The 25,674-nt window shown below is 63.7% G+C and carries 23 protein-coding genes; 11 read left to right on the top strand and 12 right to left on the bottom strand.

The genetic code is table 11. From position 1 onward, the window contains the following. Positions 1-9: 9 nt before the first annotated feature. From ACP7AD_RS12440 to ACP7AD_RS12405, 8 genes are all read right to left on the bottom strand, one after another. Positions 10-1,095, bottom strand: a complete 1,086-nt coding sequence (locus ACP7AD_RS12440) for a hypothetical protein (protein ID WP_426147698.1) — start codon at positions 1,093-1,095, stop codon at positions 10-12. A gap of 176 nt (positions 1,096-1,271) precedes the next feature. Continuing rightward, entirely contained in the window at positions 1,272-1,667 is a 396-nt protein-coding gene (locus ACP7AD_RS12435; RefSeq protein ID WP_426147700.1) for a type II toxin-antitoxin system death-on-curing family toxin, read from the bottom strand. Further along, the gene (locus ACP7AD_RS12430; RefSeq protein WP_426147701.1) at positions 1,664-1,888 is read right to left on the bottom strand and encodes an AbrB/MazE/SpoVT family DNA-binding domain-containing protein; all 225 of its coding nucleotides are present in this window, start codon (positions 1,886-1,888) and stop codon (positions 1,664-1,666) included. Before ACP7AD_RS12430 ends, ACP7AD_RS12435 begins: the two co-directional genes overlap by 4 nt. Before the next feature lie 69 nt (positions 1,889-1,957). After that, a complete protein-coding gene (locus ACP7AD_RS12425) occupies positions 1,958-3,559 on the bottom strand; it encodes a type IIL restriction-modification enzyme MmeI (protein ID WP_426147703.1) in 1,602 nt (533 codons plus the stop codon). Between the two features lie 18 nt (positions 3,560-3,577). Then, positions 3,578-5,542, bottom strand: coding sequence for a DNA methyltransferase (locus tag ACP7AD_RS12420; RefSeq protein WP_426147705.1), 1,965 nt, complete (start codon positions 5,540-5,542; stop codon positions 3,578-3,580). A 290-nt stretch (positions 5,543-5,832) separates the two neighbouring features. Then, complete coding sequence (locus ACP7AD_RS12415; RefSeq protein WP_426147707.1) at positions 5,833-6,162, bottom strand: chaperone modulator CbpM; 330 nt, start codon at positions 6,160-6,162, stop codon at positions 5,833-5,835. Beyond that, a complete protein-coding gene (locus ACP7AD_RS12410; RefSeq protein ID WP_426147709.1) occupies positions 6,159-7,145 on the bottom strand; it encodes a DnaJ C-terminal domain-containing protein in 987 nt (328 codons plus the stop codon). Before ACP7AD_RS12410 ends, ACP7AD_RS12415 begins: the two co-directional genes overlap by 4 nt. Before the next feature lie 116 nt (positions 7,146-7,261). Further along, positions 7,262-7,783: a CreA family protein gene (locus ACP7AD_RS12405; protein ID WP_426147711.1), complete on the bottom strand. Its 522-nt coding sequence runs from the start codon at positions 7,781-7,783 to the stop codon at positions 7,262-7,264. 89 nt (positions 7,784-7,872) lie between these two features. Here ACP7AD_RS12405 and ACP7AD_RS12400 point away from each other — a divergent pair, with 89 nt between their 5' ends. From ACP7AD_RS12400 to ACP7AD_RS12375, 6 genes are all read left to right on the top strand, one after another. Next, positions 7,873-9,303: a coniferyl aldehyde dehydrogenase gene (locus ACP7AD_RS12400; protein WP_426147713.1), complete on the top strand. Its 1,431-nt coding sequence runs from the start codon at positions 7,873-7,875 to the stop codon at positions 9,301-9,303. A gap of 214 nt (positions 9,304-9,517) precedes the next feature. After that, a complete protein-coding gene (locus ACP7AD_RS12395; RefSeq protein WP_426147715.1) occupies positions 9,518-11,968 on the top strand; it encodes a DUF3772 domain-containing protein in 2,451 nt (816 codons plus the stop codon). 97 nt (positions 11,969-12,065) lie between these two features. Further along, a complete protein-coding gene (locus tag ACP7AD_RS12390) occupies positions 12,066-12,368 on the top strand; it encodes a hypothetical protein (protein WP_426147717.1) in 303 nt (100 codons plus the stop codon). 72 nt (positions 12,369-12,440) lie between these two features. Next, on the top strand, positions 12,441-14,135 hold the full coding sequence (locus ACP7AD_RS12385) for a thiamine pyrophosphate-binding protein (RefSeq protein WP_426147719.1): 1,695 nt from the start codon (positions 12,441-12,443) through the stop codon (positions 14,133-14,135). 190 nt (positions 14,136-14,325) lie between these two features. After that, on the top strand, positions 14,326-16,428 hold the full coding sequence (ppk1, locus tag ACP7AD_RS12380) for a polyphosphate kinase 1 (protein ID WP_426147721.1): 2,103 nt from the start codon (positions 14,326-14,328) through the stop codon (positions 16,426-16,428). A 6-nt stretch (positions 16,429-16,434) separates the two neighbouring features. Beyond that, positions 16,435-16,908 carry a SixA phosphatase family protein gene (locus ACP7AD_RS12375; RefSeq protein WP_426147723.1) on the top strand — a complete coding sequence of 158 codons (474 nt, stop codon included), beginning with the start codon at positions 16,435-16,437 and terminating at the stop codon, positions 16,906-16,908. 24 nt (positions 16,909-16,932) lie between these two features. On the opposite strand, the gene ACP7AD_RS12370 is transcribed toward ACP7AD_RS12375, so the two are convergent. The 4 genes from ACP7AD_RS12370 to ACP7AD_RS12355 all read right to left on the bottom strand — a co-directional run bounded on the left by ACP7AD_RS12370 (position 16,933) and on the right by ACP7AD_RS12355 (position 20,895). After that, positions 16,933-17,475: a hypothetical protein gene (locus ACP7AD_RS12370; protein WP_426147725.1), complete on the bottom strand. Its 543-nt coding sequence runs from the start codon at positions 17,473-17,475 to the stop codon at positions 16,933-16,935. Positions 17,476-17,545: 70 nt separating this feature from the next. Next, complete coding sequence (gene ppx, locus ACP7AD_RS12365; RefSeq protein WP_426147827.1) at positions 17,546-19,045, bottom strand: exopolyphosphatase; 1,500 nt, start codon at positions 19,043-19,045, stop codon at positions 17,546-17,548. An 82-nt stretch (positions 19,046-19,127) separates the two neighbouring features. Then, positions 19,128-20,276 (bottom strand): ABC transporter substrate-binding protein, encoded by a 1,149-nt coding sequence (locus tag ACP7AD_RS12360; RefSeq protein ID WP_426147727.1) that lies wholly within the window; start codon positions 20,274-20,276, stop codon positions 19,128-19,130. Between the two features lie 127 nt (positions 20,277-20,403). Then, the gene (locus ACP7AD_RS12355; protein ID WP_426147729.1) at positions 20,404-20,895 is read right to left on the bottom strand and encodes a fasciclin domain-containing protein; all 492 of its coding nucleotides are present in this window, start codon (positions 20,893-20,895) and stop codon (positions 20,404-20,406) included. A 213-nt stretch (positions 20,896-21,108) separates the two neighbouring features. Here ACP7AD_RS12355 and pstS point away from each other — a divergent pair, with 213 nt between their 5' ends. The 5 genes from pstS to phoU all read left to right on the top strand — a co-directional run bounded on the left by pstS (position 21,109) and on the right by phoU (position 25,672). Further along, positions 21,109-22,152 carry a phosphate ABC transporter substrate-binding protein PstS gene (gene pstS / locus ACP7AD_RS12350; protein WP_426147730.1) on the top strand — a complete coding sequence of 348 codons (1,044 nt, stop codon included), beginning with the start codon at positions 21,109-21,111 and terminating at the stop codon, positions 22,150-22,152. A 121-nt stretch (positions 22,153-22,273) separates the two neighbouring features. Beyond that, a complete protein-coding gene (gene pstC, locus ACP7AD_RS12345; protein WP_426147732.1) occupies positions 22,274-23,239 on the top strand; it encodes a phosphate ABC transporter permease subunit PstC in 966 nt (321 codons plus the stop codon). Beyond that, positions 23,236-24,108: a phosphate ABC transporter permease PstA gene (pstA, locus tag ACP7AD_RS12340; RefSeq protein WP_426147734.1), complete on the top strand. Its 873-nt coding sequence runs from the start codon at positions 23,236-23,238 to the stop codon at positions 24,106-24,108. Before pstC ends, pstA begins: the two co-directional genes overlap by 4 nt. Positions 24,109-24,164: 56 nt before the next feature. Continuing rightward, positions 24,165-24,944 (top strand): phosphate ABC transporter ATP-binding protein PstB, encoded by a 780-nt coding sequence (pstB, locus tag ACP7AD_RS12335; RefSeq protein WP_426147828.1) that lies wholly within the window; start codon positions 24,165-24,167, stop codon positions 24,942-24,944. Between the two features lie 23 nt (positions 24,945-24,967). Beyond that, the gene (gene phoU, locus ACP7AD_RS12330; RefSeq protein ID WP_426147736.1) at positions 24,968-25,672 is read left to right on the top strand and encodes a phosphate signaling complex protein PhoU; all 705 of its coding nucleotides are present in this window, start codon (positions 24,968-24,970) and stop codon (positions 25,670-25,672) included. The last annotated feature ends 2 nt before the right edge of the window (positions 25,673-25,674 follow it).

Raw genomic sequence — 25,674 nt, 5'->3', positions numbered from 1 at the left:
GCGCTTCCCTCAGTCCCCGCTGCCGGTCGAAAAGATAAAGCTGCGGCTGAACGCCGCGCCGTTGTTGGTTCCACTGACCATCACGGTGTACGCCGTGTCCGGCAACAGCGGCGCGTCCGGAACGACATAGGCTTGGTGCGGCCCGAAGCAGCCGGTCAGGCACGGTCCGTAGGGGTCGTTGGCCGATGTGACCGGAGCGCGCAGCGTCACGGCTTCGCCAGTGGCGGCTCGCGTCATCGCCGCGCTGGTGATCGTCAGCCGGTTGCTTTCGCGAACCGCAATGTAAACGGTCGAGCCCAGCGGCGCGGTGCGCAGGTCCCGGCCCGGGACCGGGTTCGGCGTTTCATTGGTCAGCTGGCGGTTCACGCCGCTCGTGCCTTCGCAGGGATAGGTCTGCACGTCGCTGCTGCCGAGCAGTTGCGGACCGGCGCTGGCGGTGAAAGCCGCATTGATCTGCACGAAAACGCCTTCCTGCCCCTTGCCGGTGTCTTCTTTGGAACGCACGGCCATGCCGACATCGCGGTAGCCGGTCATCAGCCCGTTCAGGTGATAGGGCGCATTGAGCAGTCCGCGCACGCCCAGCATGCCGATGCCGCGCTTGGACAGCGGCGGTCTGCTGGAGGTGAAAAAGGCAAATTCGTCGGTCACGCCGCCCAGGTCGGTGTAGCCCTGCGCCCTGACGCGAGCGGCCGGGTCGGTGCCGGTGAAGCCTTCCGGGAACTGCCTGGCGTTTTGCAGGTGCGAATTCAGGCTGTTGATGATCTGGTAGTCAGCATGCGCCCGGGCCGCCGCATCCAGCGGCGCGTTGGCGGCCAGCAGCCCAAAACCGCAGCGGCCGCGCTCGGCATTGAGCAGGCTGAAGGCCGCCAGTTCCTCGCTGCCCGGCGCATAGCTTGGCGGCGCATTCGGCGAGATGACGAGCGAAGGGTTTGGCGAAGCGGGCGCTGCCGCCTGGGCGGGCGGCGCCGCTGGCAGGGCGCTGTCGCCATCGCCGCCGCCGCAGGCTGACAGCAGCGCCGCCAGCGCCAGCAGCGCAAGCAGCCGGGTGGCCGGTTTGAAGCCAGCCGGTGTTGAAGTGAAAAGATGAAGATTCATAAAAGCTCCAAGTGACAACGGCGACAGGTGCGGCCAATGACTTAAATTTGCAACGGTAAACGCCAACTCGCCAGCGCGCGGTAAACCTTTGTCGCTTGGGGCTTTGTTTTTAAAAGCCGCAAGCGTTTGTCCGTTGCGCGTGAGCAGCCTTTTTAGTTTAAAAATCCGGCAACACGTCAGCGTGCGGCCGCATGGGCGCGCAGCCAGTCGGCGAATTCGCTTTCGGTGATGTCGCTGGCGGCCAGTCCAAGGACCGTGATCGTTGCATCGGCTTGCGAGGCGTTCAGCCGGTAGCCGTTGAGGTACAAAAACAGGCCGGTCGCCAGGAAGGCCGCGCGCTTGTTGCCATCCACGAACGGATGGTTTTTGGCCAGCCCCACGGCGTAGCTGGCGGCCAGCGCGGCAACATCCGGCGGCACGGCCGGGTCGGCATAGGCCAGTAAATTCAGCGGCCGGCCCAGCGCCGAGTCCAGCAGGCCTTCGTCCCGCAAGCCTTCAAGCCCGCCATGCGTGGCCAGGCTTTCGCCGTGCAGCAGCAGCAGTGCCGGCTTGCTGATCCAGCGCCAGTTCATTTGGCAAGCTGATGAAAGGTGTCCCGAAAATCACGCATGAAGGCGCGGCCCGCCGTGATTTCTTCTTCCAGCGCCGGGTCATACGGCGTGATGGCATAGCCGTCCGGTGTTTCGGTCAGGAACACCGTTTCACCCTTGGCCAGCTTGAGTCGGGAAATCACTTCCTTGGGCAATATCACACCCACCGAGTTGCCGATCTGGGTCAGTTTGAGCACATGCATGACGGTCCTTTTGTTATTACAGGCGTAATATTAAAGACGATTCAGGCAGGCGTCAAACCGTCAATCCGCTTACCCGCGCCAGTCCGTCCCTTCGCGCCGCGCCCGGCCCAGCGCTTCGAGCGTGTCGAGGATGCGCGGCAGGCTCTTTTTCCACGGGCCACGGCCCTTGAAGCAGGCTTCGATAGCGGTTTGCGGCAGGGCGATGGGGGTGCCGGCCAGAATGTGGGCCACGGCGCGGACCTGGTCGGGCAGCGTGCCGGGCCAGGGCTGGGCGGCTTGCGGGCCGGTGGCGGCGGCCGGCACGTCTTCAAGCGGCACATCAAGTGCCAAATCGACCTGTTGCGCAAGAGGGGCGGACGCCAGCAGCTCCTGATTTGTGAGCGATGCGGCCAGCGCCGGGTTCTGGAAGGCGGGCCGCAGCCAGCGAATGCGGCCGGTTTTTTCTTCGGCGGCGCGGCTGGCGTTCAGGCTGACCAGGTGCGTGAGCAGGGCGTCGGTGTCTTCGCCCGGTGTGAGGCCATAAGCCAGCAACACGGCGGCATCGAGTTCGTCGTGCAGTTCCTTCAGCACGCTGACCAAGCCTTGCGTGTGAATGATTTTTTCCTTGGTCGACAGCGGCCGGCCTTCGCGCAGGGCTTCGAGCACGTTGTAGGTGCCGGTCAGCGTCAGGCCGGGGCTGGCGGCCTGCTGGCGCTTGCGGTGCGCGTCGATCTGTTCGGCCAGCACGCCGATACGCTGGCGCAATTCGGGTGTCAGGCCGGTGTCTTCGTCGGGGAAGGGGAAGGTTTCGAAACAGCGGGTTTTCACATAAACCGAGTCGTTTCCTACGCCAAGCCAACTGCCGGTCGCCATCGCCCAAGCCACATGGGGTCTGCTGGACAGTACGCCGAGATGAAACGCATCGCTCATGGCAATGGCGATCAGCTTGTTATCGGGCAGGATGCTGGCGTCCAGAAACTGGAAGACGCGGTGCTTGGCGGTTTCGGCGGTGGCGATGTAGCGGGGCAGGTCGGCGAGTTGTTTGCGCATCACTTTGCGCGGCTCGCCGTGAATCCACCAGTTGTCTCGATAGGTGGCGCGGTTGTTCTGGTCGCGCTCGGGTTTCACCCGTTCCAGCAGCCATTGGTAAACCGCCGGAAATTGGGTTCGCGCCTGTTCTGCGCTCAGGCCGAACAGGTCGATGACCTTCACGCCGCGCGGTGCGTCGGTCAGGTCGCGGCCGTTGCGGTAGTCGCGGATGATGGTTTGCGGCGTCCGCTGGCCCTCACCCCAACCCTCTCCCAGAGGGAGAGGGAGCAAGAGGGCGGTTTCTTCTGGCGTGACCATAAAACCGCCTCCAAAGAGTTGGACACCCCGGTTGCTTAGGTTTTCATTCGATTGAAGTGTTCCGGCCGCCGCCACATTTGCACCGACGCTCAAATCTGCAGAGATCAGCCCGGTGCTCTCAGCCAGCGTCACCGCGACTTCGCCAAACTCGCCGGTCTGCTCGCTCGTCACGCTGAGCAGCCGGGCGGGAACGGCTTCAACCGCCGCCTTTCCCGCGCTGGCGGCGGCCTCGCGGCTGCCAACGGTCATGGCGATGCGCACCGCCGCGCCGTTGGCGCTGTCCACCCACGGATGGTCGGGAATGGCGAAGCTGATCGCCACGCCCTTGCCGAGCGCGGCCTGCACCACGCGGCGGTTGAAGGTTTACCGCAGGCTGTTGGTGGTGATCAGCCCAAAGCGGCGAACCGCGCCGCTGGCCAGCAGGGTGCTGGCGCGGCTCCACCAATACATCACGAAGTCGGCGCTTTCGGGCACTTCGGGCCAGGCGCCGCGCAGCGCCTGCACATAGCCGTCGCCCAGCGCGGCGCGCATGGTGCTGGCGCCAATGAAGGGCGGATTGCCGACGATAAAGTCGGCCGCCGGCCACGCTGCCTGTGCCGGCTGGTGGTATTTCCACTGCGGCACCAGCGCGGCCTCGTCGGGCACCAGCGCGGCCTCGTCGGGCACCAGCGCGCCGGTGACCGGGTGCGGCTTGAAGGTCTGGCCGTCCCAGCGGCTGACTAGCTGGCCGTCGTCGCCGTAAGCCAGTTCGCTGGACTGCCAGGCCAGCACGGCGTCGCGGTGCGCGATGTTGCCGTAGTCGTGCACCACGGGTTCGGCCACGGCGTTGTTGCCGCGCGTGCGGATGTGCCACTGCAAGTAGCCAATCCACAGCACCAGCTCGGCCATGGCGGCGGCGCGCTCGTTCAGCTCGATGCCCAGCAGCTGCCGGGGCGTGACGGTTTCGCCTTCAAAGCCGAGCCGGTCCTGGCTTTCGCCCAGATCGGCCAGCTGGTTGACGACCTCGCCTTCGAGCCGCTTGAGGTGCTCCAGCGTGACGTAGAGAAAGTTTCCGCTGCCGCAGGCCGGGTCGAGCACGCGGGTGTCGCACAGCTGGTGGTGGAACTTGCGGACCTCCAGCCGGGCTTCTTCAAGCTTGCTGTCGGCCGCCTTGCCGCTCAGTTCGGCGGCTTCGTGGGCCAGCACCAGCGCGGCGGCCTGGGCATTGGCCCAGTCGGCGCGCAGCGGCTCGATCACCGTGGGCAGCACCAGCCGCTCAACATAGGCGCGCGGCGTGTAGTGCGCGCCCAGCGCATGGCGCTCGGCGGGGTCGAGCGCGCGCTCCAGCAGCGTGCCGAAGATGGCCGGCTCGACTTCGCGCCAGTTGCTGTTGGCCGCAAGGATCAGGCCGTCGATCTGCTCGGGGTTCAACAGCAGGCTATAGCTGTCATGGCTGGAGTGCTTGAACAATTTGCCGTTGAAGCGCAGCACCGGCGTGGCCAGCGCGGCGCAAAAGCCGCCGGTGTCCATGTCGGCCCAGAGCACGCGCAGCATGTGCTGCAAGGTGGCGGGCTGGGCGCGGTGGGTTTGCAGCAGTTGCAAAAACGCGCCCTTGGGCAGCAGGCCGACGTCTTCGGCAAACATGGAAAACAGCGCCCGCGTGAGGAAGGCGGCGACGTGGTCGGGCTTGTGGCCGCTGCGTTCGAGCGAACGCGCCAGGCCGGCCAGCTGCCCGGCGACCTGCCGCGTCACGCGGGCGCTGGCGCGGCTGGGGTCCAGGCTGTCGGGGTCTTGCCAGATGCGGCGCAGCGTGTCGCGCACGTCACTTTTGCGCAAATCGGCCAGCAGCAGCCGGTGGCTGCGCGGGTCGGGAAACGGCGTGTAGGTGGCGCCGCTGCGGCTGAATTCGGAATACAGCTCGATCACGTTGCCGACATCGACCACCAGCAAAAACGGCGGCCGGCCCTCCAGCGCGGGCAGGGCGCGGGCATAGCCTTCGGCCTGGGCGCGGGCGCGCAGCAGGGCGTCGTCGAAACCCCTGGTGTGGCCGGCGGCGCGGAGCTTCTTGGCTTCAAGCACGAAGTGGCCGCGCCGGTAGCAGTCCACGCGGCCAGGGCTGGTGCTGCCGTCGCCATGGTGGAAGGTGATGGGCCGCTCGAACATGTAGTCCTGTTCTAGCGTGGCGTGCGGGCTGGCCAGGCCGAGCAGCTCGCACAGCTCGCGCACAAAGCTCTGCGCGGTGGACAGTTCGCTGGCGGTGACGCCTTGCCAGCGTTCGATGAAGGTCTGGGCGGCGGTGGTCTGGGTGGCTTCTTGAACTTCGCTGGCTTGTGTGGGGGCGTTTTGCATCGCTGGATAATAGCGGGTGGGTTACGGTTGGTTACTGTGACTGGTTTTGCTCCTTCCCCCGCTGGGGGAAGGCCGGGATGGGGGCGAGCGGAGGCCGCACGCCAGCCGCCGGTCTTTGGCATGCCTGCTTGGGGCAGTCAGACTGCCAGGGGTTTGATGGGGGCCGGATTTGGATTCGGATTCGGGGCGGCTCCCATCCCTGCCTTCCCCCAGAGGGGGAAGGAGTCAGAGCAGTTTGCCCTGAAAAAATGTGTGCCTATGCTGGGCAAAGGTGGGCGCAAGTCAGAAGGCTATCGACCGCCGGCCTCCAGCCGCTGCACGCGCTCGCGCAGGGCGTCCAGCTCGTCGAGCAGTTCCAGCGCCAGCGCGGCGCCGGCCAGGTTCACGCCCAGGTCGCTTTCCAGCCGCAGCGCCACGCGGGCGCGGTGCAGGTGAACGCCGGTGAAGCGCCATTCGCCGGGCGCGGTGCCGGCGGGCGTCAGCAGGCCTTCGTCCACCAGTTCGACAATGCGCTCGGCTTGCGCGGCGCAGGCGCGGCACAGGTCGTCCAGGCTCAGTTCGGTCTGGTCTTCCAGGATCAGCCCGGTGACTTGTACGAGTTGGAAGTCGGTGGTGGTCATGGCTGGCCTTCCAGTTTGGCTCTGGGTTTGAACGTGTTGAACTGCTTGGCCATGCTTTCATAGAACGCTTTGCCACTGTCGCTGTCGGCGGCCGGCACGGCAATTTGCAACACGAAGTAAAAGTCGCCGGGCGTGCTGCCGGGCAGGCCGCGTCCCTTGAGCCGCAGCTTGCGCCCGGCCGCCGAGCCGGGCGGCACCGTGACCTCGACGCGGCCGGTCGGCGTGGGCGCCTCCACGTCGGCGCCCAGCGCGGCTTCCCACGGCGCAACAGGCAGGTCGAGGTAAACATCGCGCTGGTCCACGCGGTAGTGCTGGTGCGGCTTGAATTCCACGTCCAGGTACAGGTCGCCCGCGCCACCGCCGCCCACGCCGGGCGCGCCCTGCCCGGCCAGGCGGATGTGCTGCCCGGCGCGTATGCCCTTGGGAACGCTGAAGCTGATCTGGTGCTCGTGGTGGCTGACCTGGCCCTGGGCGTTGACCTCGGGCACGCGCAGGCTGATGGTGCGGGTGGCGCCGCTGTAGGCGTCTTCCAGGTCGATGAGGATCTTGGCATGGCGGTCTTCGCCGGCGGCGCTGAAGCGGGACCGCTGGCCGGCTGCGCCCGCGCGGGCACCGCCGCTGCTGGCAAACCCCTGGCGGAACAGCGACTCGAAAAAGTCGCTGTAGTCGCCGCCGTCGCCCGCTGGGAAATCGCGCGGCGCGCTGCGGCCGGCATGTTCCGCGCCGGCGTTCCAGCCGGGCGGCGGATGGAATTCCTGGCCTTCCTTCCAGTGCTGGCCCAGCTGGTCATAGGCGGTGCGCTTTTCGGGGTCTTTCAGCACCTCGTAGGCTTCGCCGAGCTGCTTGAAGCGCGCCTCGGCGTCTTTTTCCTTGCTGACGTCGGGATGGTATTTGCGCGACAGCTTGCGGTAGGCGCGCTTGATGTCGTCGGGCGCGGCGTCGCGGGCCAGGCCCATGACGGTGTAGTAATCCTTGAATTCCATGAAGGCCTTCCCTGAACAGATGCGACCCATGACGGGCTAACCTGCACCTTAGCGCAAAACCGCGCCGTTTTAGCTGTTCTGCGTCAAGCCGGCGTGTAGGCCATTGGCTTGCCTGGTTATTTCACCGGAATCGGCGTGGCAGCTGGCACCGGAACGGCGGTCACGCTGTTTTGCGGCGAGCCTTCGATCAGCCGGTCGGAATAGGTCAGGTAGACCAGCGTGTTGCGCTTGGCATCGACCATGCGCACCACGCGCAGCCGCTTGAAGACCAGCGAGATGCGCTCGCTGAACATTTCTTCCTGCTTGTCCAGCGGCTTGCCGCCGGCAAAACTGATGACGCCGGTCTGGCGGCAGGCAATCGACGCATCGGACTTGTCCTCGGCCAGGCCGAACGCGCCTTTGATGCCGCCGGTCTTGGCGCGCGACACGTAACAGGTCACGCCGCTGACCTTGGGGTCGTCGTAGGCATCGACGACGATCTTGTGGTCGGGGCCGATGAACTTGAAGACGGTATCGACGGCGCCGACTTCCTCGGCGCTGGACAGGCCGCAGCCGCTCAGGACCAGGACGGCGGCCAGTGCGGCACGGCGAAAGTGGTGCGAAACGTTCGATGGTGTGGAAGCGGTGGATACATGCATGGGGAAATTCCTTGAGAGGTACGCCAAACAGGTGAGGGCGCTGGTACCAAGCCTCTAATGTACAAAGCCGGCCGCTCTATCATGGGCGGATGATGTCCAGCCCACCGCCGTCCAGCCTGCATTCCCTGTTTGAAGCCCAGCACCGCGCCAGCCGCGCCCAGGCTGAAGTGCCGCTGGCGCTGCGCCGCGAGCGGCTGCTCAAGGTCCGCACGCTGCTGGAGCAGCATGGCGCGGCGCTGGCGCAGGCGGTGCAGGCTGACTTTGGCGTTCGCTCGCCGCAGCTGACCGAGATTGCCGACCTGTTCGTGCTGCGCACGCTGCTGGCCGGGCTGCTCAAGAACCTGGCGCGCTGGATGAAGCCGGTCCGCGTGCGCACGCCGCTGTACCTGCTGCCCGCCCGCGCCTTTTTGCTGCGCCAGCCGCTCGGCGTGGTCGGCGTGATTTCGCCGTGGAACTACCCGGTGCAGCTGTCGCTCGGGCCGGTCATCACCGCGCTGGCGGCGGGCAACCGGGTGATGCTCAAGCCCAGCGAGCTGACGCCGCGCACCTCGGCGCTGCTGGCCGAGCTGATCGCCCGGAGCTTTGCGCTTGAGGAGCTGTGCGTGGTGCAGGGCGAGGGCGACGTGGCGGCGGCCTTTGCCGACCTGCCGTTCGACCACCTGTTTTTCACCGGCTCAACGGCGGTGGGCCGCAAGGTGGCTGCGGCGGCAGCCGCCAACCTGACGCCGACCACGCTGGAACTGGGCGGCAAGTCGCCGTGCATCATCGACGCGTCGTGCGACCTGGAGCAGGCGGCGCTGAAGATTGCCCACGGCAAGCTGCTCAATGCCGGCCAGACCTGCATTGCGCCCGACTATGTGCTGCTGCCCGAGGGCCGCGAGGCGGATTTTGCGCGGGCCTTCGAGCGGGCCGTGGCCACGCTGTTCCCGAGCATTGAAGGCAACCCCGATTACGCCGCCATCATCAGCCCGCGCCAGCATGAACGCCTGCAGGCGCTGCTCGACGATGCGCGCGACGACGGCGCGCGGGTGCAGGTGGTCAACCCCGGCGCCGGCAACGAAGCCGCAGCCAGCGGGTCGCGCCAGATGCCGCCGGCGCTGGTGTTTCACCCGGCGCCCGATTCGCGGCTGCTGAACGAGGAAATTTTTGGCCCGATCCTGCCGGTGCTGCCCTACCAGTCGCTGGATGAGGCGATTGCGTATGTCAATGCCCGGCCCCGGCCGCTGGCGCTGTACTGGTTTGGCACGAACGCCGCTTCACGCCACAAGGTGCTGGCGCGCACCGTGAGCGGCGGCGTGACGGTGAACGACACCTTGATGCACATTGCACATCCCAACCTGCCTTTTGGCGGCGTGGGCAAAAGCGGCTGGGGCGCCTACCACGGCGAAGCCGGCTTTTTGCGGCTGGCGCAGCAAAAGCCGGTGCTGGTGCAGTCGAGGTGGGCACGGGGCGAGTTGTTCTATCCGCCGTATGGCCGGCGCTTCGACCAGGTCATGGGGCTGCTCAAGCGGATCATTTGACGGGCGGGCTTGAGAAATTCGATTAAAACAGGCTTTTGCGCAATACCCACGGGCGCAACTAGCTATGAATTAAAGAGCATGGGTCGCGCAGCACCGGCGACTCCACCCGCACCCGGCTGCATCGCCAGCGCATTTATGATGGCGGTCTCCATGACTCCCGCTTGCCGCGCGCCAGCGTTGCCGCTTTCTGATGCGCCTTGTTTCGCCAAACCTATTGAATTTTTATTCCCGCCGGGCTGACACCTGCGCCGGTTTGCCAGGCGTCGCCCATGGGCTGCGCTGCCTTGTCATCGGCCTGCTGCTCCTGCTGGCCGCGCTGTACGCCCAGGCCCAGCCAGACAGCATCGACGCCACGCTGGACACCGCGCGCGCGCAGATCGACAAGGCGCGAAAAGTGCTCGACAACCCGCCGAAAGACGCGGCCGACCTGCTGCCGCTGCGGGCCGCTGTGCTGGCCGCCGGCACCCAGGCCGACGCGGCGGCCGCGCTGCTGGAGCCGCAGCTGGCAAGCGTGCAGGCGCGGCTGGCCGAACTCGGGCCGGTCACGCCCGCACAAGCCGAGGCGCCCGACGTGGCGACCTTGCGCGCCCAGCTGAACAAGGTGCGCGCCGAACTCGACGCCCAGTTCAAGCAGGCTAAGTTGCTGTCGGTGGAAAGCGAACAGACGGCCGGTGAAATCTCGGCACTGCGGCGCTCCGAATTCCAGGCGCGGCTGGGCGAACGCACCTCGTCGATCCTGAGCAGTCTGTTCTGGACCGAACTGCGCATGGACATTTCTGACGACCTGCTGCGCGCCCGCCGCCTGGCCGACGGCCTGGCTGCCACCGCCCGGGCCAGCGGCACGGCGGTCTGGGCCAGCGTGGGCCTGGCGCTGCTGGTGCTGCTGGGCCTGCACGCCTGGGCGGGCATGGCGCTTTTGAAGCTGACGACCACGCGCGTGCCGCCGGGCCGGCTGCGCCGGTCGCTCCATGCCTGGACGCGGGTGCTGCTGCCCACCGCCACGGCCGGCCTGATGGCCGAGGCGCTTTACCTGGGGCTGGTCTGGGTCGCGCCGCTGCCCGAGGCGCTGGCGCCGATCATGGGCCGGTTGGCCGGCGTGATCTGCTTTGGCGGCTTCGTCGTCGGCCTGGGCCATGCGCTGCTGCTGCCAGCCCGTCCGTCGTGGCGGCTGCTGCCGCTGCCCGATGAGGTGGCGCTGAAACTGCGCTGGCTGCCGCCGGTGCTGGCGCTGCTGATGGTGCTGACCTGGGCGCTCATGCAGCTGACCGCGCAGATCAATGCCAGTTTAGTGACCACAGTGGCGGCCGACTGCATCGTCGCGCTGGCGATGGGCCTCGCCATGGGCCTGGGCCTGTTGCAGAGCGACATGGCGCGCCGCCGCGCCCTGCGCGAGCCCGAGTCGGCCGCGAACTGGCCGCCAAGTCCGCTGTGGCTGACCACGGTGGTCGCCCTGGCCTGGCTGGGCGTGGCCATCAGCCTGCTGGCGCTGCTGCTGGGCTATGTTGCACTGGGCAGCTTCGTGGTGCACCAGATGGCCTGGATTTCTGTCGTGCTGGGCTCGGCCTATCTGCTGGCGGTGCTGATCGACGATGGCTTCAGCGCGCTGCTGGGTCCCAAAACCAGCCCTGCCGGCGCTGTAGACACCGCCACGACGGCGGATGCCGACATGCCGGAATCGCGTTTCCTCAAGGTGCGGGCGCAGGCCGCCGTGCTGCTGTCAGGCGTGGGCCGGCTGCTGGTGGTGGCGCTGGCGCTGATGCTGCTGCTGGCGCCGTTTGGCGAAGGGCCGTCCGAGCTGTTCGAGCGCGCCGACAAACTGCACCAGGGGATTTCGATTGGCCAGTTCCAGATCCTGCCGGCGTCGGTGCTGCAGGCCGCGCTGGTCATCATCCTGTGCCTGGTGGTGGTGCGCATCGTCAGGCGCTGGCTGAAGGAGGATTTCCTGCCGACCACGTCGCTGGACGCCGGCATGCAGGTCTGGACGTCCACGCTGTTTGCCTATGCCGGCAACTTGCTAGCGCTGTCGCTGGGCCTGGCGGCTGTCGGCATCGGGCTGGAGCGCATTGCCTGGGTGGCCAGCGCCTTGTCGGTGGGCATCGGTTTTGGCCTGCAGGCGGTGGTGCAGAACTTTGTCTCGGGCATCATCATGCTGGCTGAAAAGCCGGTCAAGGTTGGCGACTGGGTGTCGCTGGGCGGCATCGAGGGCGACATCCGGCGCATCAACGTGCGGGCGACCGAAATCCAGATGGGCGACCGCTCGACGGTGATCGTTCCGAATTCGGAATTCATCACCAAGACGGTGCGCAACGTCACCCACGCCAATCCGCTCGGGCTGGTCAAGATCCTGCTGCCGGTGCCGCTGGACGCCGACGCCGACCAGGTGCGCAGCCTGATCCTGGAACTGTTCGAAGCGCATGCCGACGTGCTCAAAACGCCCGAGCCCAGCGTGCAGCTCGACGCCATCGACAGCGCTGGCATGGTGTTCAACGCGACTGCCTTCGTCAACTCGCCGCGTGCAGCCTATGGCGTTCGCAGCGCCTTGCTGTTCGACGTGCTCCGGCGGCTGCGCGAGGCCGATATCTCGCTGGTCAAGCCGGCCGGGCTGGTGCTGCGCGAGGCGCAGGACAGGGCGCTGGAGCCGCCCCTGCTGCCAGCGCTGGCCTAGGCCGGGGCGTTTCCTGTTGCGCTGGCGGGGAGGCCGGCGTACATTGGCTTTTTGCGAGCGCACGGCTGCTACGATGGATTAACTTCAGGAGACTTCAATGACCGCATCCCAGACCCCTCCAGCCAACGACTTTGTCCGCTGGGTGGAAGAAAAATCAGACGCCGTCATGGCCGACATCGCTGACAAATTCCCGCCGGCCACCAGCGGACCCGAGGCGATCCATGCCGAAACCTACACCCAGCGCATCGAGGAAGTGCTGCTCGGCCACGAGCCGCCCGATGACGCGCTGCTCGAAGAACTCGCCGAGCTGGAAAACGCGCCGCCACTGAGCGATGAGGAACTGGCCCGCCAGGCGCTGGAAGACGGCGGCGGCGACGCCGACCCGACCACGCCGGAATAAGCAGGGCGCCGCCTTGTTTTGCGACGGCGGCCGGCATCTGGCGCCGCATAGGCCAAGGCCACAATAAAGCGCATGACTTCACAGCTTGCCGGCCACCTCCTTGTCGACTGCCTTCTGGCCCAGGGCGTCACCCATGCATTCGGCGTTCCTGGTGAAAGTTATCTCGCCGTGCTTGACGGCCTGCATGCCCGGCAGGACCAGATCCGCTTCATCACCTGCCGCCAGGAAGGCGGCGCGGCCTTCATGGCCGAGGCGCACGGCAAGCTCACCGGCCGCCCCGGCGTGTGCATGGTCACGCGCGGGCCGGGCGCGACCAATGCGTCGATTGGCGTTCACACGGCGTTCCAGGATTCGACGCCGATGGTGCTGCTGGTCGGCGACGTCGCCAGCGACTGCCGCGATCGCGAAGCCTTCCAGGAAGTGGATTATTCGAGCTTTTTCGGCCCTTCTGCCCGTGGCTTTGCCAAGCGCGTCGAGCGCATCGACGACGCCGACCGCATTCCCGAATACGTCGCGCGCGCCTTCGCCACGGCGATGAACGGCCGGCCTGGCCCGGTCGTGCTGGTGCTGCCCGAGGACATGCTGACGCGGATGACCACCGCCCAGCCTTTGCCGCGTGTCGAGCCGGTCCAGGCCTGGAGCGACCCCGGCGCCCTGCGCACGCTGCGCGAGATGCTGCTGGCGTCAAAACAACCGCTGGTCATCGCTGGTGGCGGCGGCTGGACACCGCAAGCGGCGCAGGCGCTGCAGCGTTTTGCCGAGAACTGGAAGCTGCCGGTCGGCAATGCCTTTCGCTTCCAGGACACCTTCGACAACCACCACCCGCTCTATGCCGGCGATGTCGGCATCGGCCTGAGCCCGAAGCTGGCTGCGCGCGTCAAGGCCAGCGATTTGATCATCGCCATCGGCCCGCGCCTGGGCGAAATGACGACCGGCAACTACACGCTGATCGAAGCACCCCGGCCGAAGCAGAAGCTGGTCCATATCCACGCCAGCGCCGAGGAACTCAACCGCGTGTTCCAGGCCGACCTGGCGATCAACGCCACCATGAACGCCGCCGCGCGCTCGCTGGAAGTGTTGAGCGCGCCGGTGTCGGTGCCGTGGGAAGCATGGACGGTTTCGGCCAATGCCGATTACCTGGCCAACCTTGAGCCGCAAGCGCTGCCGGGCGACATCGACATGCCGGCCATCGTCGGCCTGCTGCAGCAGCATTTGCCGCCGGACGCGGTGCTGACCAACGGCGCGGGCAATTTTGCCAGCTGGATCCACCGCTTTTTCAAGTACCACGGGCTGGCAAAAAGCCATAAGACGCAGCTGGCGCCCACCGTTGGCGCGATGGGCTATGGCGTTCCGGCCGGCATTGCGGCGGCCATCACCACCGGGCGCGTGGCGTTCACGATAGCCGGCGATGGCGACTTTTTGATGAGCGGGCAGGAACTGGCGACGGCCGTGCAGCACGGCGCCAAAAGCATCATCGTGCTGCTGAACAACGGCATGTACGGCACCATCCGCATGCACCAGGAAAAGACCTATCCCGGACACGAGAGCGGCTCGCGCCTGAATAACCCGGACTTTGCCGCGCTGGCCCGCGCTTACGGCTATGCCGGCGTTCGCATCACCCGCACCGGTGAATTCGAGGCCGAACTGCTGGCCGCGCTGGCCCGGCCCGAGGGCACGGTGATCGAGGTCATGCTGGACCCGGATGTCATCACCACGCGCGCCACGCTGTCATCGATCACGCTGGCCGCGATGCAGCAGAAGCTATAAAAATAATAGCCGCTTACGCCCGTGGCTATTGCGCAAACGGCTATTTTTGCTTGAAAATGTGATGGACCAGGTGATTTTTTAATTTGCTTGCCGGCAATGACACTCGCACCATCGGGTGCCGCCGGCAATCACAAGCCTGTCATCAAACCAGACAATACTAGGGGCTATTTTTTTGAACATAAAGACTAGTTTGTTGCCTCCAGCCTCGACCCCTGCATCGGTTCCCGCTGCCTTGCCCATCAGGTTTATTGACCGCGACCACAGCATCCTCGCCTTCAACGAACGGGTGCTGGACTGGGCGCGTCGCACCGACGTGCCGCTGCTGGAACGGCTGCGGTTTTTGTGTATCGTGTCGTCCAACCTGGACGAGTTTTTTGAAGTGCGGGCGGTGTCGCACCTGACGGCCGCGCTGAACAACGAGCTGAAAGGCACTTATTCGGCCCTGTCGTTCAATACGCTCTCGGGCATTGCGCATGACATGGTGGCGCGCCAGTACGCGCTGTACAACGACGAGCTGCTGCCAGCGTTTGCCCGGCACGGCATCCGCATCGTCTCGCATGGCGAGCGAAATACGGTGCAGCGGCGCTGGGTCAAGTCCTACTTTGAACGCGCGGTGCGGCCGCTGCTGGTGCCGGTCGGGCTCGATCCGTCACACCCGTTTCCTCAGGTGGCCAACAAGTCGCTGAACTTCATCGTCCGGCTGGGCGGGCGCGACGCCTTTGGCCGCGAGAACGAAATCGCCATCGTCAAGGTGCCGCGCGTGCTGCCGCGCCTGATTCACATGCCGAGTCGGGGCGCTGAAAAGGGCAACAGGCTGTTTTTGTCGCTGTCCAGCGTGATCCGCGCGCATCTGGCCGATCTGTTTCCCGGCCGCAAGGTCGGCGAGTTTTCGCAGTTTCGCGTGACCCGGCATTCCGACCTGGAAGTCGACGAGGACGACGTGAAAAACCTGCGCACCGCGCTGCGCTTGGGGCTGGAGCAGCGCAACTACGGCCAGGCGGTCCGGCTCGAAGTGTCGGCCGGCTGCTCGGAGTATCTCTCCAGCTTTTTGCTCACGCAGTTCAACCTGCCGGCGCAGGCGCTGTACCGGGTACCGGGTCCGGTCAACCTGGTGCGGCTGACGCAGCTGGTCGACCTGGTGAACGACCCGAAGCTGCTGTTCCCGCCCTACAAAGCCTGCTACCCCAGGCAGCTGGTACCGGGCCAGTCGTTTTTCGAGCGGCTTCGCCAGGGCGACGTGTCGATCCACCAGCCTTTCGAAAGCTTCGACGGCGTGCTGGCCTTTTTGCGCGAGGCGGTCAACGACCCCTCGGTGCTGGCGATCCGGCAGACGATCTACCGCACCGGCCCTGATTCCGAGCTGATGCTGCTGCTGCGCGAAGCGGTGCGGCGCGGCAAGGAGGTCATGGTGGTGGTCGAGCTGAAAGCGCGCTTTGACGAAGAAGCCAACATCAACTGGGCCGAGATGCTCGAATCCATCGGCGCGCAGGTGGTGTATGGCGTGATGGGGCTCAAAACCCATGCCAAGATGCTGCTCGTCACGCGCCGCGAAGGCCGGCGCCTGGTGCGCTATGCCCACCTGTCCACCGGCAACTACAACCCGGGCACGGCGCGGCTGTACACCGACGTCAGCTATCTCACGGCCGACCCGCTGCTGACCGCCGACATCGACCATGTGTTTGTGCACCTGGCAAGTCACAGCCGCCTGCCCAAGCTGCACCACCTGCTGCTGGCGCCGTTCCAGTTGCAGCGCAGGCTGCTGGAAAAAATCGACGCGCTGGCCCTTGCCGCGCAGGCCGGCAAGGACACGCGCATCGTCGTCAAGACCAATGCGCTGACCGACGAAGACCTGATGCGCGCGCTGGTCAAGGCCGGGCAGTGCGGCGTGAAGATTGACCTGATCGTTCGCGGCGCCTGCATGCTGCCGGCGCAGGTGAAAGGCGTGACCGACAACATCCGGGTGCGCTCGGTGATCGGCCGCTTCCTGGAGCATACAAGGGTGTTTTACTTTCGCTGCGGCGATGAGGAAACCTTGTTGCTGTCGAGCGCCGACTGGATGAACCGCAACATGCTGCGCCGGGTCGAATTGGCCTGGCCGGTGAATGACCCGGTGATTCGTCAGCACATCATCGACGAATGCCTGGTGGCCTACCTGCACGACGGCCGCGATGCCTGGGATTTGCAGCCCGATGGCACGTATGTGCTGGTGAATCCGGCAGACCCTGAAAAGCGCCACGGCGCGCAATCGGCGCTGATGGCGCGCTACTCAGCCTTGAAACCCCGCGAAAGGTAGTCAACCATGGACCTGATTTTGTGGCGTCATGCCGAAGCAGAAGAGTTGCCCGAAGGCACAGCCGATGCGCGTAGCGACCTGGAGCGCAAGCTCACCGCGCGCGGCGACAAGCAGGCGGTCCGCATGGCCGAATGGCTGGACCGGCAACTGCCGGGTAGCGCCCGCGTCCTGGTGAGTCCGGCGCGGCGCTGCGAGCAGACTGCGCTGGCGCTGGGGCGCAAGTTCAAGACAAGGCCAGAGCTGGCGCCGGGCGCCATGCCCGCAGAGCTGCTGGAACTGGCGCAGTGGCCGTTGAGCAAGACGCCTGTGCTGGTGATAGGCCACCAGCCCACGCTGGGCAAGACCCTGGCCCAACTGCTGCGTCTGGTCGAAACCGACTGCGCCATCAAGAAGGGCGCGCTGTGGTGGCTGCGCACCCGGGAACGCGACGGGCAAGTGCAGACGGTCGTGGTGACCGTCCAGTCCCCTGAACTGCTTTAAGCGGTTCGGCGCATCGCTGGTCGCTTATTTTTTAAGCGATGGCCGGCCGGTCTTGATGATGGGAACCTGAGTCAGGGCTGTTGTCAAAGCGGCATTAGACAGCGTCGCCAGAAGCTTGATACCGGCGCGCAGCAGCTCACTCTTTTTGACGGGGCTGTTCAGCTTGGCGGCCCGCTGCTTCAGTTCATCAATCACAGCGTATTCCGCTTTGGGAATGGTAAAGCTGTCCCGGATCAGTTTGTCTTTCTTGACTTTAGGCGATGCGGCCTTTTTCTCAGGACTCACCACGACGGCCGCTTTGGCAAGAGGTGCCTTGGCTGCGGCTTTTTGAGGGGCTGCAACTTTGGCTGTCACTTTTTTGACTACCGGTTTTTTTACGGCTGTTTCTTTGGCTGGCGCGACATCGCTGGCGACTTTGCGGGCGGGCTGTCTGGCTCGCTTGACCGGGGCTGCTTTCTGCGGGGCAGGCGCTGCTGCCGCCGCAGGCGCTGCGATAACCGGCGTGGAGGCCGGAACAGGTGTTGCTGCAGCTGCGAATTCTGTTGGTTGTGGCATTGTGGTGCTCATGACTGTACTCCTTGATTAAACGGTATAAATAGTTTAATCGAATTTGCACGACAACTTCAAGTCTGCAGACTTACGCAGGGGAAACAAGCAGCGTCCAGGGCGTTTTCTGCCAGGCCAGTACTTCTTCCTGCAGCAGATAAGCTGATTGGGGAAAGGCTTCAGCCCATCCTGGCCTGCAGCTAAGCAAGAAGCTCCGTCCGGGTTCGTCATCCCACTTGAGTTGCAGGCCCTTGAGATCGGGGTCGCGACGTGCATGGCACAAAATGACCGCCAGTCTCAGGCACAGCAGTTGCTGGACGAACAACCGATCTTCAAAATCAGCCTCCAGCTTGCGCAGCTTACCCCGGTGACCAAGAACCAGCAGGCTTAGGCGATGCATTTCATGCAGGGCAAAGCCGGGTGCGTCGGCATTGTCCAGAATGTAAGCGCCATGCTTGTGGTAGTAGTTGTGTGAAACCCGGCTTCCGATTTCATGGAGTTGCGCCGCCCAGGCCAGTTGATGCTGCAAGCTGTGCGATTCAGTCTTGGGCAGGCTGGTGCCCGCCATCAGGAACAGGTGCTGGGCGACCTTGCTGAGCCTTTCGGACTGGATGCTGTCGATATTGAAGTTATGCGCCAAGCGCTGCACGCTGGCGGTGCGTAAATCCGTCAGATCGTCATCTCTGTTCACCAAGTCATAAAGCACGCCGTGGCGCAGCGCGCCTTGCGCTGCTTCCATTTGTTCAATGTCCAGCAGGTCAAACACCGCACGCAGCACACTGACACCACCGCCAATAACGGCGCGGCGGTCTTCCTTGATGCCCTCAAGCTTCAGCCGCTCAGCGCTTTGCCCCTTGATCAGGCGGTCCAGCAGCCAGTCCAGGCCGTCACGGGTCACGACATTGGGTGGCCAGCCTGCAGCTGTCAGTACTTCACAGACAGCGCCTACCGTTCCCGAAGAACCATAAGCGACATCCCAGGTACTTGAACGGTAGGTCGCGACGGTTTCGTCAAGTACCGCCTTGGCCGCAATTTCCGCCATCTCAAAAGCGCGTGCGGTGAAGTTTCCGTCAGGAAAATACCGCATCGACCAGGTTACGCTGCCCACGCGGTAAGACTCCAGGGTACGGGCCTCCAGACCTTGACCCAGGATCATTTCTGTCGAGCGCCCGCCGATGTCAACCACCAGCCGCCGTTGATCCGATTGCGGCAGCAAGTGAGCCACGCCTTGGTAAATCAGGCGCGCTTCCTCGCGACCAGCAATTACGTCAATCGGAAAACCAAGTGTTTTCTGCCCACGCTTGAGAAATTCCTCACGGTTGTTGGCTTCGCGCAGCGTCTGCGTGGCAACAGCCCGGACTTGCTCTTTTTTGAATCCCGCTAACCGTTCACCAAAGCGGGCCAGGCAGTCCCAGCCGCGTTGCATGGCTGGTTCGGACAGGTTGCGGTCGGCGTCCAGGCCGTTGCCCTGGCGCACGGTTTCCTTAAGGTATTCAATCCGGTGGATGCGGCCATGGTCAAGGCGGCCAATTTCTAGACGAAAGCTGTTGGACCCCAAGTCCACCGCAGCGAGTAATGTTCCATTTTGCATATTTAGGCTTTTTGATCGGAAGCCAGCATAGCATTCGGCCGAAGCCGCTTTCAGACGGGCCACGGGCGCGTGGATCAGGTCTTCAGCCAATCAACCGGCCGTCTAGCGCCAGCATGCTTTGCGTCACATAGCTGCTGCTTCGGCGCTGGGCGTTGAAGGCGATGCGAAAACCACCAATGTTCAGGCTGGCGCGCTGCTGAAAACCGGCCAGTGCGCTTTGGCGCGTCGGCATGCCGTCGATCGCGTTGAGCACCTCGAACGTGTAGCGGGCGGCAATGAAGCCGGCCAGGCTCAGCGGCGTGGGCGCCTCGTCGAACAGTCGGGCCAGCGTTTCACGGTACTGCCGCACCACCGGCAAGGCCGAATTAACCATCGGTACAGGCTGAGTGGCAATCACCGGGGTGTTGCGCGCCGCGCCCATCTGCAGAAGAGTTTGCAGGTTCACATCCGCCAGCGCGACGATGTAGCGTTGGCGTGCCTGCTTTTCCAGCCCCTGGGTGAATTGCGCCAATTCCGGCGTGCCGCCCATGAACAGCAGCACGGCTGGCGTGCCCGGCGTCAGTTTCTGGCCGAGCAGGCGCACATCACCGTTGCCCTGAAAAGACTGCAGCCCAAGCTTCATTCCAGCGGCGATGCGTTCGACTTCAAGGTGGTAGGCCGCATGCTCGCGGGCGCTGGCGTACACGGCGCCCAGCACTTTCACGCCCATGACCGTCAAGGTGTTGAGCGCATGGGTGATCTGTTCCTGACGCGCGGCGAAAATCGGAAAAGTCTTGTCGTCCACGTCAAGGCTGGCGTTTTGCAGCCATGGCGCGGCATGGGCGATGTTCAGGCCGCCCTGGCGCGACAGCATGGCGATCTGGCTGGCGAGCGAATCACCGACACTGCCGGACAGCACCAGGCAAGCCGGGTTTGCCAAGGCTTCATTGAGGGCCGTGCGCACACTGGCCGCCGTGCCGTCGGTCTCCAGCGCCAAGTGCATGACTTGCCGGCCGCGAATGCCGCCGCGCAGATTGATGTCTTGCCAGGCTGCGCGCGAGCCGATCAGGAAATCCTTGGACACATCCTGTTGTGCATCGGAAAAATCCACCAGCTGGGCTACTACCAGACTGTTCGCTGGTGACGCCGCTTTGCCGGGCAGAGCCCAGACAGGCGCAGCGACGCCCGCCGTCAGCCAGCCGGCGCGCTGCAGCCAATGGCGCCGCTTGATCAGGGAAGAGGGCAGTGGCATGGTGATTTTTTCAGTAGGCCGTAACAGACAGTGGATTACTATGAATTAAATAGCAGAGTACGCCCGCTCATCAAGCGCCAAGGCCATCAATGACCATAAAGGCGCATGGCTGAAGGCGCATCTGTGTTCAGCGGCTGGCCGGCGGCAGCAGAACGCTGTCCACGACATGCACGACGCCATTGGTCGCCCCAATATCGGGGGTTGTCACCAGCGCTTCTTCCACCGTCACGAAGTTGCCGGCTTTTGACAGTGCCACGTTGGCGCCATTGAGCGTTTTGCTGTTGCCATTTTTCACATCGGCCGCCATGACCTTGACAGGCAAGACGTGGTAGCTCAGCACCGCCTTGAGCTTGGCCGGGTCGCTGGCCAGCGTTTCGAGGGTCGTGGCTGGCACTTTTGCAAAGGCTTCGTTGGTGGGCGCAAATACGGTGAATGGGCCGCCTGCCTTGAGCGTGTCGGTCAGCCCGGCCTTGGCCACCAGGCTGTTCAGGGTGGATAGCTGTGCTTGCGCTGCCAGGGTGTCAGCGATAGAAGCCGGACGCGAGCCAGTGGCGCAGCCGGCAACAAAAGCAGCAGTGACAGCGGAAGCAAGGGCAATGGCAAAGTAACGCTTGAGCATAGAAAATTCTCCGGGGTGGCTGAACAGGACGGGTGAATAAGACAGCCGCAAGCGTAGGGGGACTGCATGACCGGTTAATGACAGATATTTGACAGTTTCATGACAACGTTTGACGATTGAATCGTTAAAAAGCTGCATCTAGATTGTCACAACCTTGTCACACAAGGCTTCTAAAGTGACGACATCTTTCTTACCAACTGCAAAGGTGTTCTGATGAAATCAACTTTCAAAGCTTCCGTGACCTTGACCATGGGCGCCGCCCTGATGTCGTTCGCCGCATTCTCGGCTGCACAGGGCGTGACTGGCGCAGGCGCAAGTTTTCCAGCACCCCTTTATTCCAAATGGGCCGCCGACTACAACAAAGCAACCGGCGTCAAAATTAACTACCAGTCGGTTGGCTCGGGCGCTGGCTTGCGTCAAATTGAAGCCAAAACGGTCGATTTTGGCGCATCGGATGCTCCCTTGACGGACGAGCAACTGGCCCAAAAGGGATTGATGCAGTTCCCCACCGTGATCGGTGGCGTGGTGCCGGTGGTCAACATCAAGGGCATCGCGCCCGGCCAGCTTAAATTGACGGGTGCGGTTCTGGGTGATATCTACCTGGGCAAGATCACCAACTGGACTGATCCCGCTATTAAGGCCTTGAACCCGACGCTCGCGTTACCGGATGCCGCTATTGCGCCAGTGCGCCGCGCCGATGGCTCGGGTACCAGTTTTATTTTCACCAACTACCTGAGCAAGGTCAACCCTGAATGGAAAACCAAGGTGGGTGAGGGTGCTGCGGTCAACTGGCCGGTCGGTGCCGGCGGCAAGGGTAATGAAGGCGTGGCCGCTTTCGTCGGTCGGCTGCCCAATTCAATCGGTTACCTGGAATATGCGTATGTCAAGCAGAACAAGCTGACGTTCGCGCAAATGAAAAATGTCGATGGCCACTTTGTATCCCCTGACGACACAAGTTTCAAGGCCGCTGCCGCCGGCGCCCAGTGGACCAAGAGCTTCTACCAGATATTGACCGAGCAGCCCGGCAAGGATGCGTGGCCCATCACCGGCGCCACCTTCATCTTGATGCACAAGGCACAGAACAAGCCTGAACAGGCGGCCGTTTCGCTCAAGTTTTTTGAATGGGCTTATAAAAATGGCGACCAGACTGCCAGCGCCTTGGACTACGTGCCGATGCCCGCCAACGTGAAGGGCGTCATCGAAAAATCCTGGGCCGAGATCAAGGACGCGTCGGGCAAGGCCATCGCTTACAAATAAGCTGCCTTAGCCTTAAGACGCGCTTCGCAGCTTCACCATCACAGGGGTTTATTTCGTGTCCTCTACACTTCCGGCAAGCCGGTCCACTCTGGAGTTTCCGGCAACAGCGACCGGACGTGCCATGACCAATCCTCCCCCCGTCAGACCTTTGAAGCGAAGCCCGCTGCCCGACCAGATTTTTGGTTGGGCGGCGCTGGGCGCTGCTCTAATCACGCTGGCCCTGTTGTTTGCCATTTTGGTGTCGCTGGTGATTGGCGCCTGGCCGGCCATCAGCAAGTACGGACTGAGTTTCCTGACCAGCAGCGTCTGGGATCCGGTGCAGAACGAGTACGGCGGGCTGGTGATGATTTACGGCACGCTGGCCACGTCCTTCATTGCGCTACTGATCGCCGTGCCCGTGAGCTTTGGCATCGCGCTGTTTTTGACAGAACTGTCACCGGCCTGGCTCAAACGCCCGCTCGGAACAGCTATCGAACTTCTTGCCGCTGTGCCATCGATTGTGTACGGCATGTGGGGCCTGCTGGTGTTTGGCCCCATCCTGGCAACCTATGTGCAGCAGCCCCTGCAAAACGCTTTCAGCGACGTGCCTTACTTGGGTGCGCTGTTTTCAGGCCCGCCGGTTGGCATCGGCATTTTGTCGGCTGGGATTATTCTGGCGATCATGATCATCCCGTTCATCGCTTCGGTGATGCGCGACGTGTTCGAGGTCACTCCGGTGCTGCTCAAGGAATCGGCCTACGGCCTGGGCGCCACAACTTGGGAAGTGGTGACCGGCGTGGTGCTGCCTTACACCAAGTCCGGCGTCATGGGCGGCATCATGCTTGGGCTGGGCCGGGCGCTGGGTGAAACCATGGCGGTGACGTTTGTCATCGGCAACTTCAACCAGCTCGACTCGCTGAGCCTGTTCCAGGCTGCAAATAGCATTACCTCGGCTCTGGCCAACGAGTTTGCCGAAGCCGGCGAAGGCCTGCACCAGGCATCGCTGATTTATCTGGGGCTGGTGCTGTTCTTCATCACCTTCGTGGTGCTGTCGTTGTCTAAGATCCTTCTGTCTCAGTTGCAAAAGAATGAAGGAGCCAAGACATGAGCGCCGTCATGAAAAACCCGGCGCAGGCCGCGCGCCTGGCGCGGTTCGCCCAGCGCAAGCTGGTCAATCAGGTGGCCCTGGTGCTGTCTCTGGGGGCCATGTGCTTTGGCCTGTTCTGGCTGTTCTGGATATTGTGGGAAACCGTCAGGCTGGGCATTGGCGGCATCTCGCTGGCCGCCTTTACCCAGATGACGCCGGCGCCCAATGAGGAAGGCGGTATTGCCAACGCGATTTACGGCTCGTTCCTGATGGTGATGCTCTCGACCTTGGTCGGCACGCCTATTGGCATCATGGCCGGCATTTACCTGGCCGAGTACAACACCCGGGGCCCTTTGGCGACGGTTACGCGCTTTGTCAACGACATCTTGCTGTCGGCGCCTTCCATCGTCATCGGCCTGTTTGTCTATACGGTCGTGGTGTCGCGTTTTAATTCGTTTTCAGGCTGGGCCGGCGTCATGGCGCTGGCACTGATCGTGATCCCGGTGGTAATCCGCACCACCGAAAACATGCTGCAGCTGATTCCACCGGGCCTGCGCGAGGCCGCCTATGCGCTGGGCGCGCCGAAGTGGAAGGTGATCACAAAAGTCACCTTGCGAGCGGCCCGGGCTGGCGTGGTCACCGGCATCCTGCTGGCCGTGGCGCGCATTGCCGGTGAAACCGCGCCCCTGCTGTTCACCGCGCTGAGCAACCAGTTCTGGACCTCGAACCTGGGCGAGCCGATGGCCAGCTTGCCGGTGACGATCTTCAAGTTCGCGATGAGCCCATACGAAAACTGGCAGAAACTGGCCTGGGCCGGTGTCTTCATCATCACGATGGCGGTGCTGGGCCTGAACATCCTGGCGCGCGTGCTGACGCGCAAAAAAGACTGAGCACCCGGCCTACCCCGGCCCGGCTCTCACCCAAGATCTCCAAGACAAGGCAAATGATGGAAACCCTGACGGCAACCCACGAAAAATCAAAAATTTCGGTAAAGAATCTGAACTTCTACTACGGCAAGTTTCATGCCCTGAAGAACATCAATCTGGAAATTCCAGAGCGCAAGGTCACCGCCTTCATCGGCCCTTCCGGCTGCGGAAAATCGACGCTGCTGCGGGTTCTGAACCGGATGTACTCGCTTTACCCCGACCAGCGCGCGCAGGGAGAAGTGCTAATGGACGGCGCCAACCTGCTGACCTCCAAGGAGGACGTGGCGCTGCTGCGGGCCAAGGTTGGTATGGTGTTCCAGAAGCCGACGCCGTTCCCGATGTCGATTTACGACAACATCGCCTTTGGCGTGAAACTGTTTGAAAGCCTCAATTCGGCCGACTTGGACGAGCGGGTCGAATGGGCCTTGCGCAAGGCCGCGCTGTGGACCGAGGTCAAGGACAAGCTCAACCAGAGCGGCTCCAGCCTGTCAGGCGGCCAGCAGCAGCGGCTGTGCATTGCCCGGGGCATCGCCATCAAGCCCGAAGTGCTGTTGCTCGACGAGCCGTGTTCGGCGCTGGACCCGCTTTCCACTGCCAAGATCGAGGAGCTGATTTCAGAGCTGAAAAATGACTACACCGTGGTCATCGTGACGCACAACATGCAGCAGGCCGCCCGCTGCAGCGACTACACAGCCTATATGTACCTGGGCGACCTGGTCGAGTTCGGCGCAACCGAAGAGATATTCTTCAAGCCAAAGCGCCAGGAAACCGAAGACTACATCACCGGCCGTTTCGGCTGAGCAAGAAGCAAGGAAAACATAGCATGCCTGACAAACATTTATCCTCCCAGTTCGACAGCGAACTCAATAGCGTGTCGTCCCGCGTGATGGAGCTCGGCGGCCTGGTCGAGTCCCAGCTTCGGCTGGCAATTCATGCGCTGTCGCATTACAGCGCCGAGTGCGCCAACCAGGTCATCGAGACCGAGATTCGCGTTAACGGCATGGAGCTCGAAATCGACCGCGAGCTGTCTTCCATCATTGCCCGGCGCCAGCCGACGGCGCGCGACTTACGCCTGCTGATCGCCATTTCAAAAACCACCGCCAACCTGGAGCGGGCCGGGGACGAAGCCGCCAAGATCGCACGCATGGTCAAGTCCATCATGCACAGCGGCGCGTCGCGCACCCTGCCGTCGTCGGATTTGCAGATTGCGGCCGACCTGGCCTCAGGGCTGCTGCGCAAGGCGCTTGATGCCTTTGCCCGGCTGGATACGGCGGCGGCGTTGTCCATCCTCAAGGAAGACGACCAGATCGATGCCGAATTCGACGGCTTCGTGCGCAAGCTCATCACCTACATGATGGAAGACCCACGCACCATCTCGTCCAGCCTGGACCTGCTGTTCATCGCCAAAGCCATCGAACGCGTCGGCGACCATGCCAAGAACATTGCCGAGTTCATCATCTACATCGTCAAGGGTGCCGACGTGCGGCACAGCCCGATGGATCAGGTCGAATCGGCCGTCAAGTCTTGACC

Origin of the sequence: Polaromonas sp. DSP2-3-2b2 (genome assembly GCF_049895905.1) — a bacterium.
Taxonomy (GTDB): domain Bacteria; phylum Pseudomonadota; class Gammaproteobacteria; order Burkholderiales; family Burkholderiaceae_C; genus Polaromonas.
Note: the sequence above shows the minus strand (reverse complement) of the source record. Positions and strands in the feature narration are given on the sequence as shown.

Coding starts and splice junctions, on each gene's coding strand:
- ACP7AD_RS12440 (WP_426147698.1), bottom strand. CDS start 1,095: ATGAATCTTCATCTTTTCACTTCAACACCGGCTGGCTTCAAACCGGCC.
- ACP7AD_RS12435 (WP_426147700.1), bottom strand. CDS start 1,667: ATGAACTGGCGCTGGATCAGCAAGCCGGCACTGCTGCTGCTGCACGGC.
- ACP7AD_RS12430 (WP_426147701.1), bottom strand. CDS start 1,888: ATGCATGTGCTCAAACTGACCCAGATCGGCAACTCGGTGGGTGTGATA.
- ACP7AD_RS12420 (WP_426147705.1), bottom strand. CDS start 5,542: ATGCAAAACGCCCCCACACAAGCCAGCGAAGTTCAAGAAGCCACCCAG.
- ACP7AD_RS12415 (WP_426147707.1), bottom strand. CDS start 6,162: ATGACCACCACCGACTTCCAACTCGTACAAGTCACCGGGCTGATCCTG.
- ACP7AD_RS12410 (WP_426147709.1), bottom strand. CDS start 7,145: ATGGAATTCAAGGATTACTACACCGTCATGGGCCTGGCCCGCGACGCC.
- ACP7AD_RS12405 (WP_426147711.1), bottom strand. CDS start 7,783: ATGCATGTATCCACCGCTTCCACACCATCGAACGTTTCGCACCACTTT.
- ACP7AD_RS12400 (WP_426147713.1), top strand. CDS start 7,873: ATGATGTCCAGCCCACCGCCGTCCAGCCTGCATTCCCTGTTTGAAGCC.
- ACP7AD_RS12390 (WP_426147717.1), top strand. CDS start 12,066: ATGACCGCATCCCAGACCCCTCCAGCCAACGACTTTGTCCGCTGGGTG.
- ACP7AD_RS12385 (WP_426147719.1), top strand. CDS start 12,441: ATGACTTCACAGCTTGCCGGCCACCTCCTTGTCGACTGCCTTCTGGCC.
- ACP7AD_RS12375 (WP_426147723.1), top strand. CDS start 16,435: ATGGACCTGATTTTGTGGCGTCATGCCGAAGCAGAAGAGTTGCCCGAA.
- ACP7AD_RS12370 (WP_426147725.1), bottom strand. CDS start 17,475: ATGAGCACCACAATGCCACAACCAACAGAATTCGCAGCTGCAGCAACA.
- ppx (WP_426147827.1), bottom strand. CDS start 19,045: ATGCAAAATGGAACATTACTCGCTGCGGTGGACTTGGGGTCCAACAGC.
- ACP7AD_RS12360 (WP_426147727.1), bottom strand. CDS start 20,276: ATGCCACTGCCCTCTTCCCTGATCAAGCGGCGCCATTGGCTGCAGCGC.
- ACP7AD_RS12355 (WP_426147729.1), bottom strand. CDS start 20,895: ATGCTCAAGCGTTACTTTGCCATTGCCCTTGCTTCCGCTGTCACTGCT.
- pstS (WP_426147730.1), top strand. CDS start 21,109: ATGAAATCAACTTTCAAAGCTTCCGTGACCTTGACCATGGGCGCCGCC.
- pstC (WP_426147732.1), top strand. CDS start 22,274: ATGACCAATCCTCCCCCCGTCAGACCTTTGAAGCGAAGCCCGCTGCCC.
- pstA (WP_426147734.1), top strand. CDS start 23,236: ATGAGCGCCGTCATGAAAAACCCGGCGCAGGCCGCGCGCCTGGCGCGG.
- pstB (WP_426147828.1), top strand. CDS start 24,165: ATGGAAACCCTGACGGCAACCCACGAAAAATCAAAAATTTCGGTAAAG.
- phoU (WP_426147736.1), top strand. CDS start 24,968: ATGCCTGACAAACATTTATCCTCCCAGTTCGACAGCGAACTCAATAGC.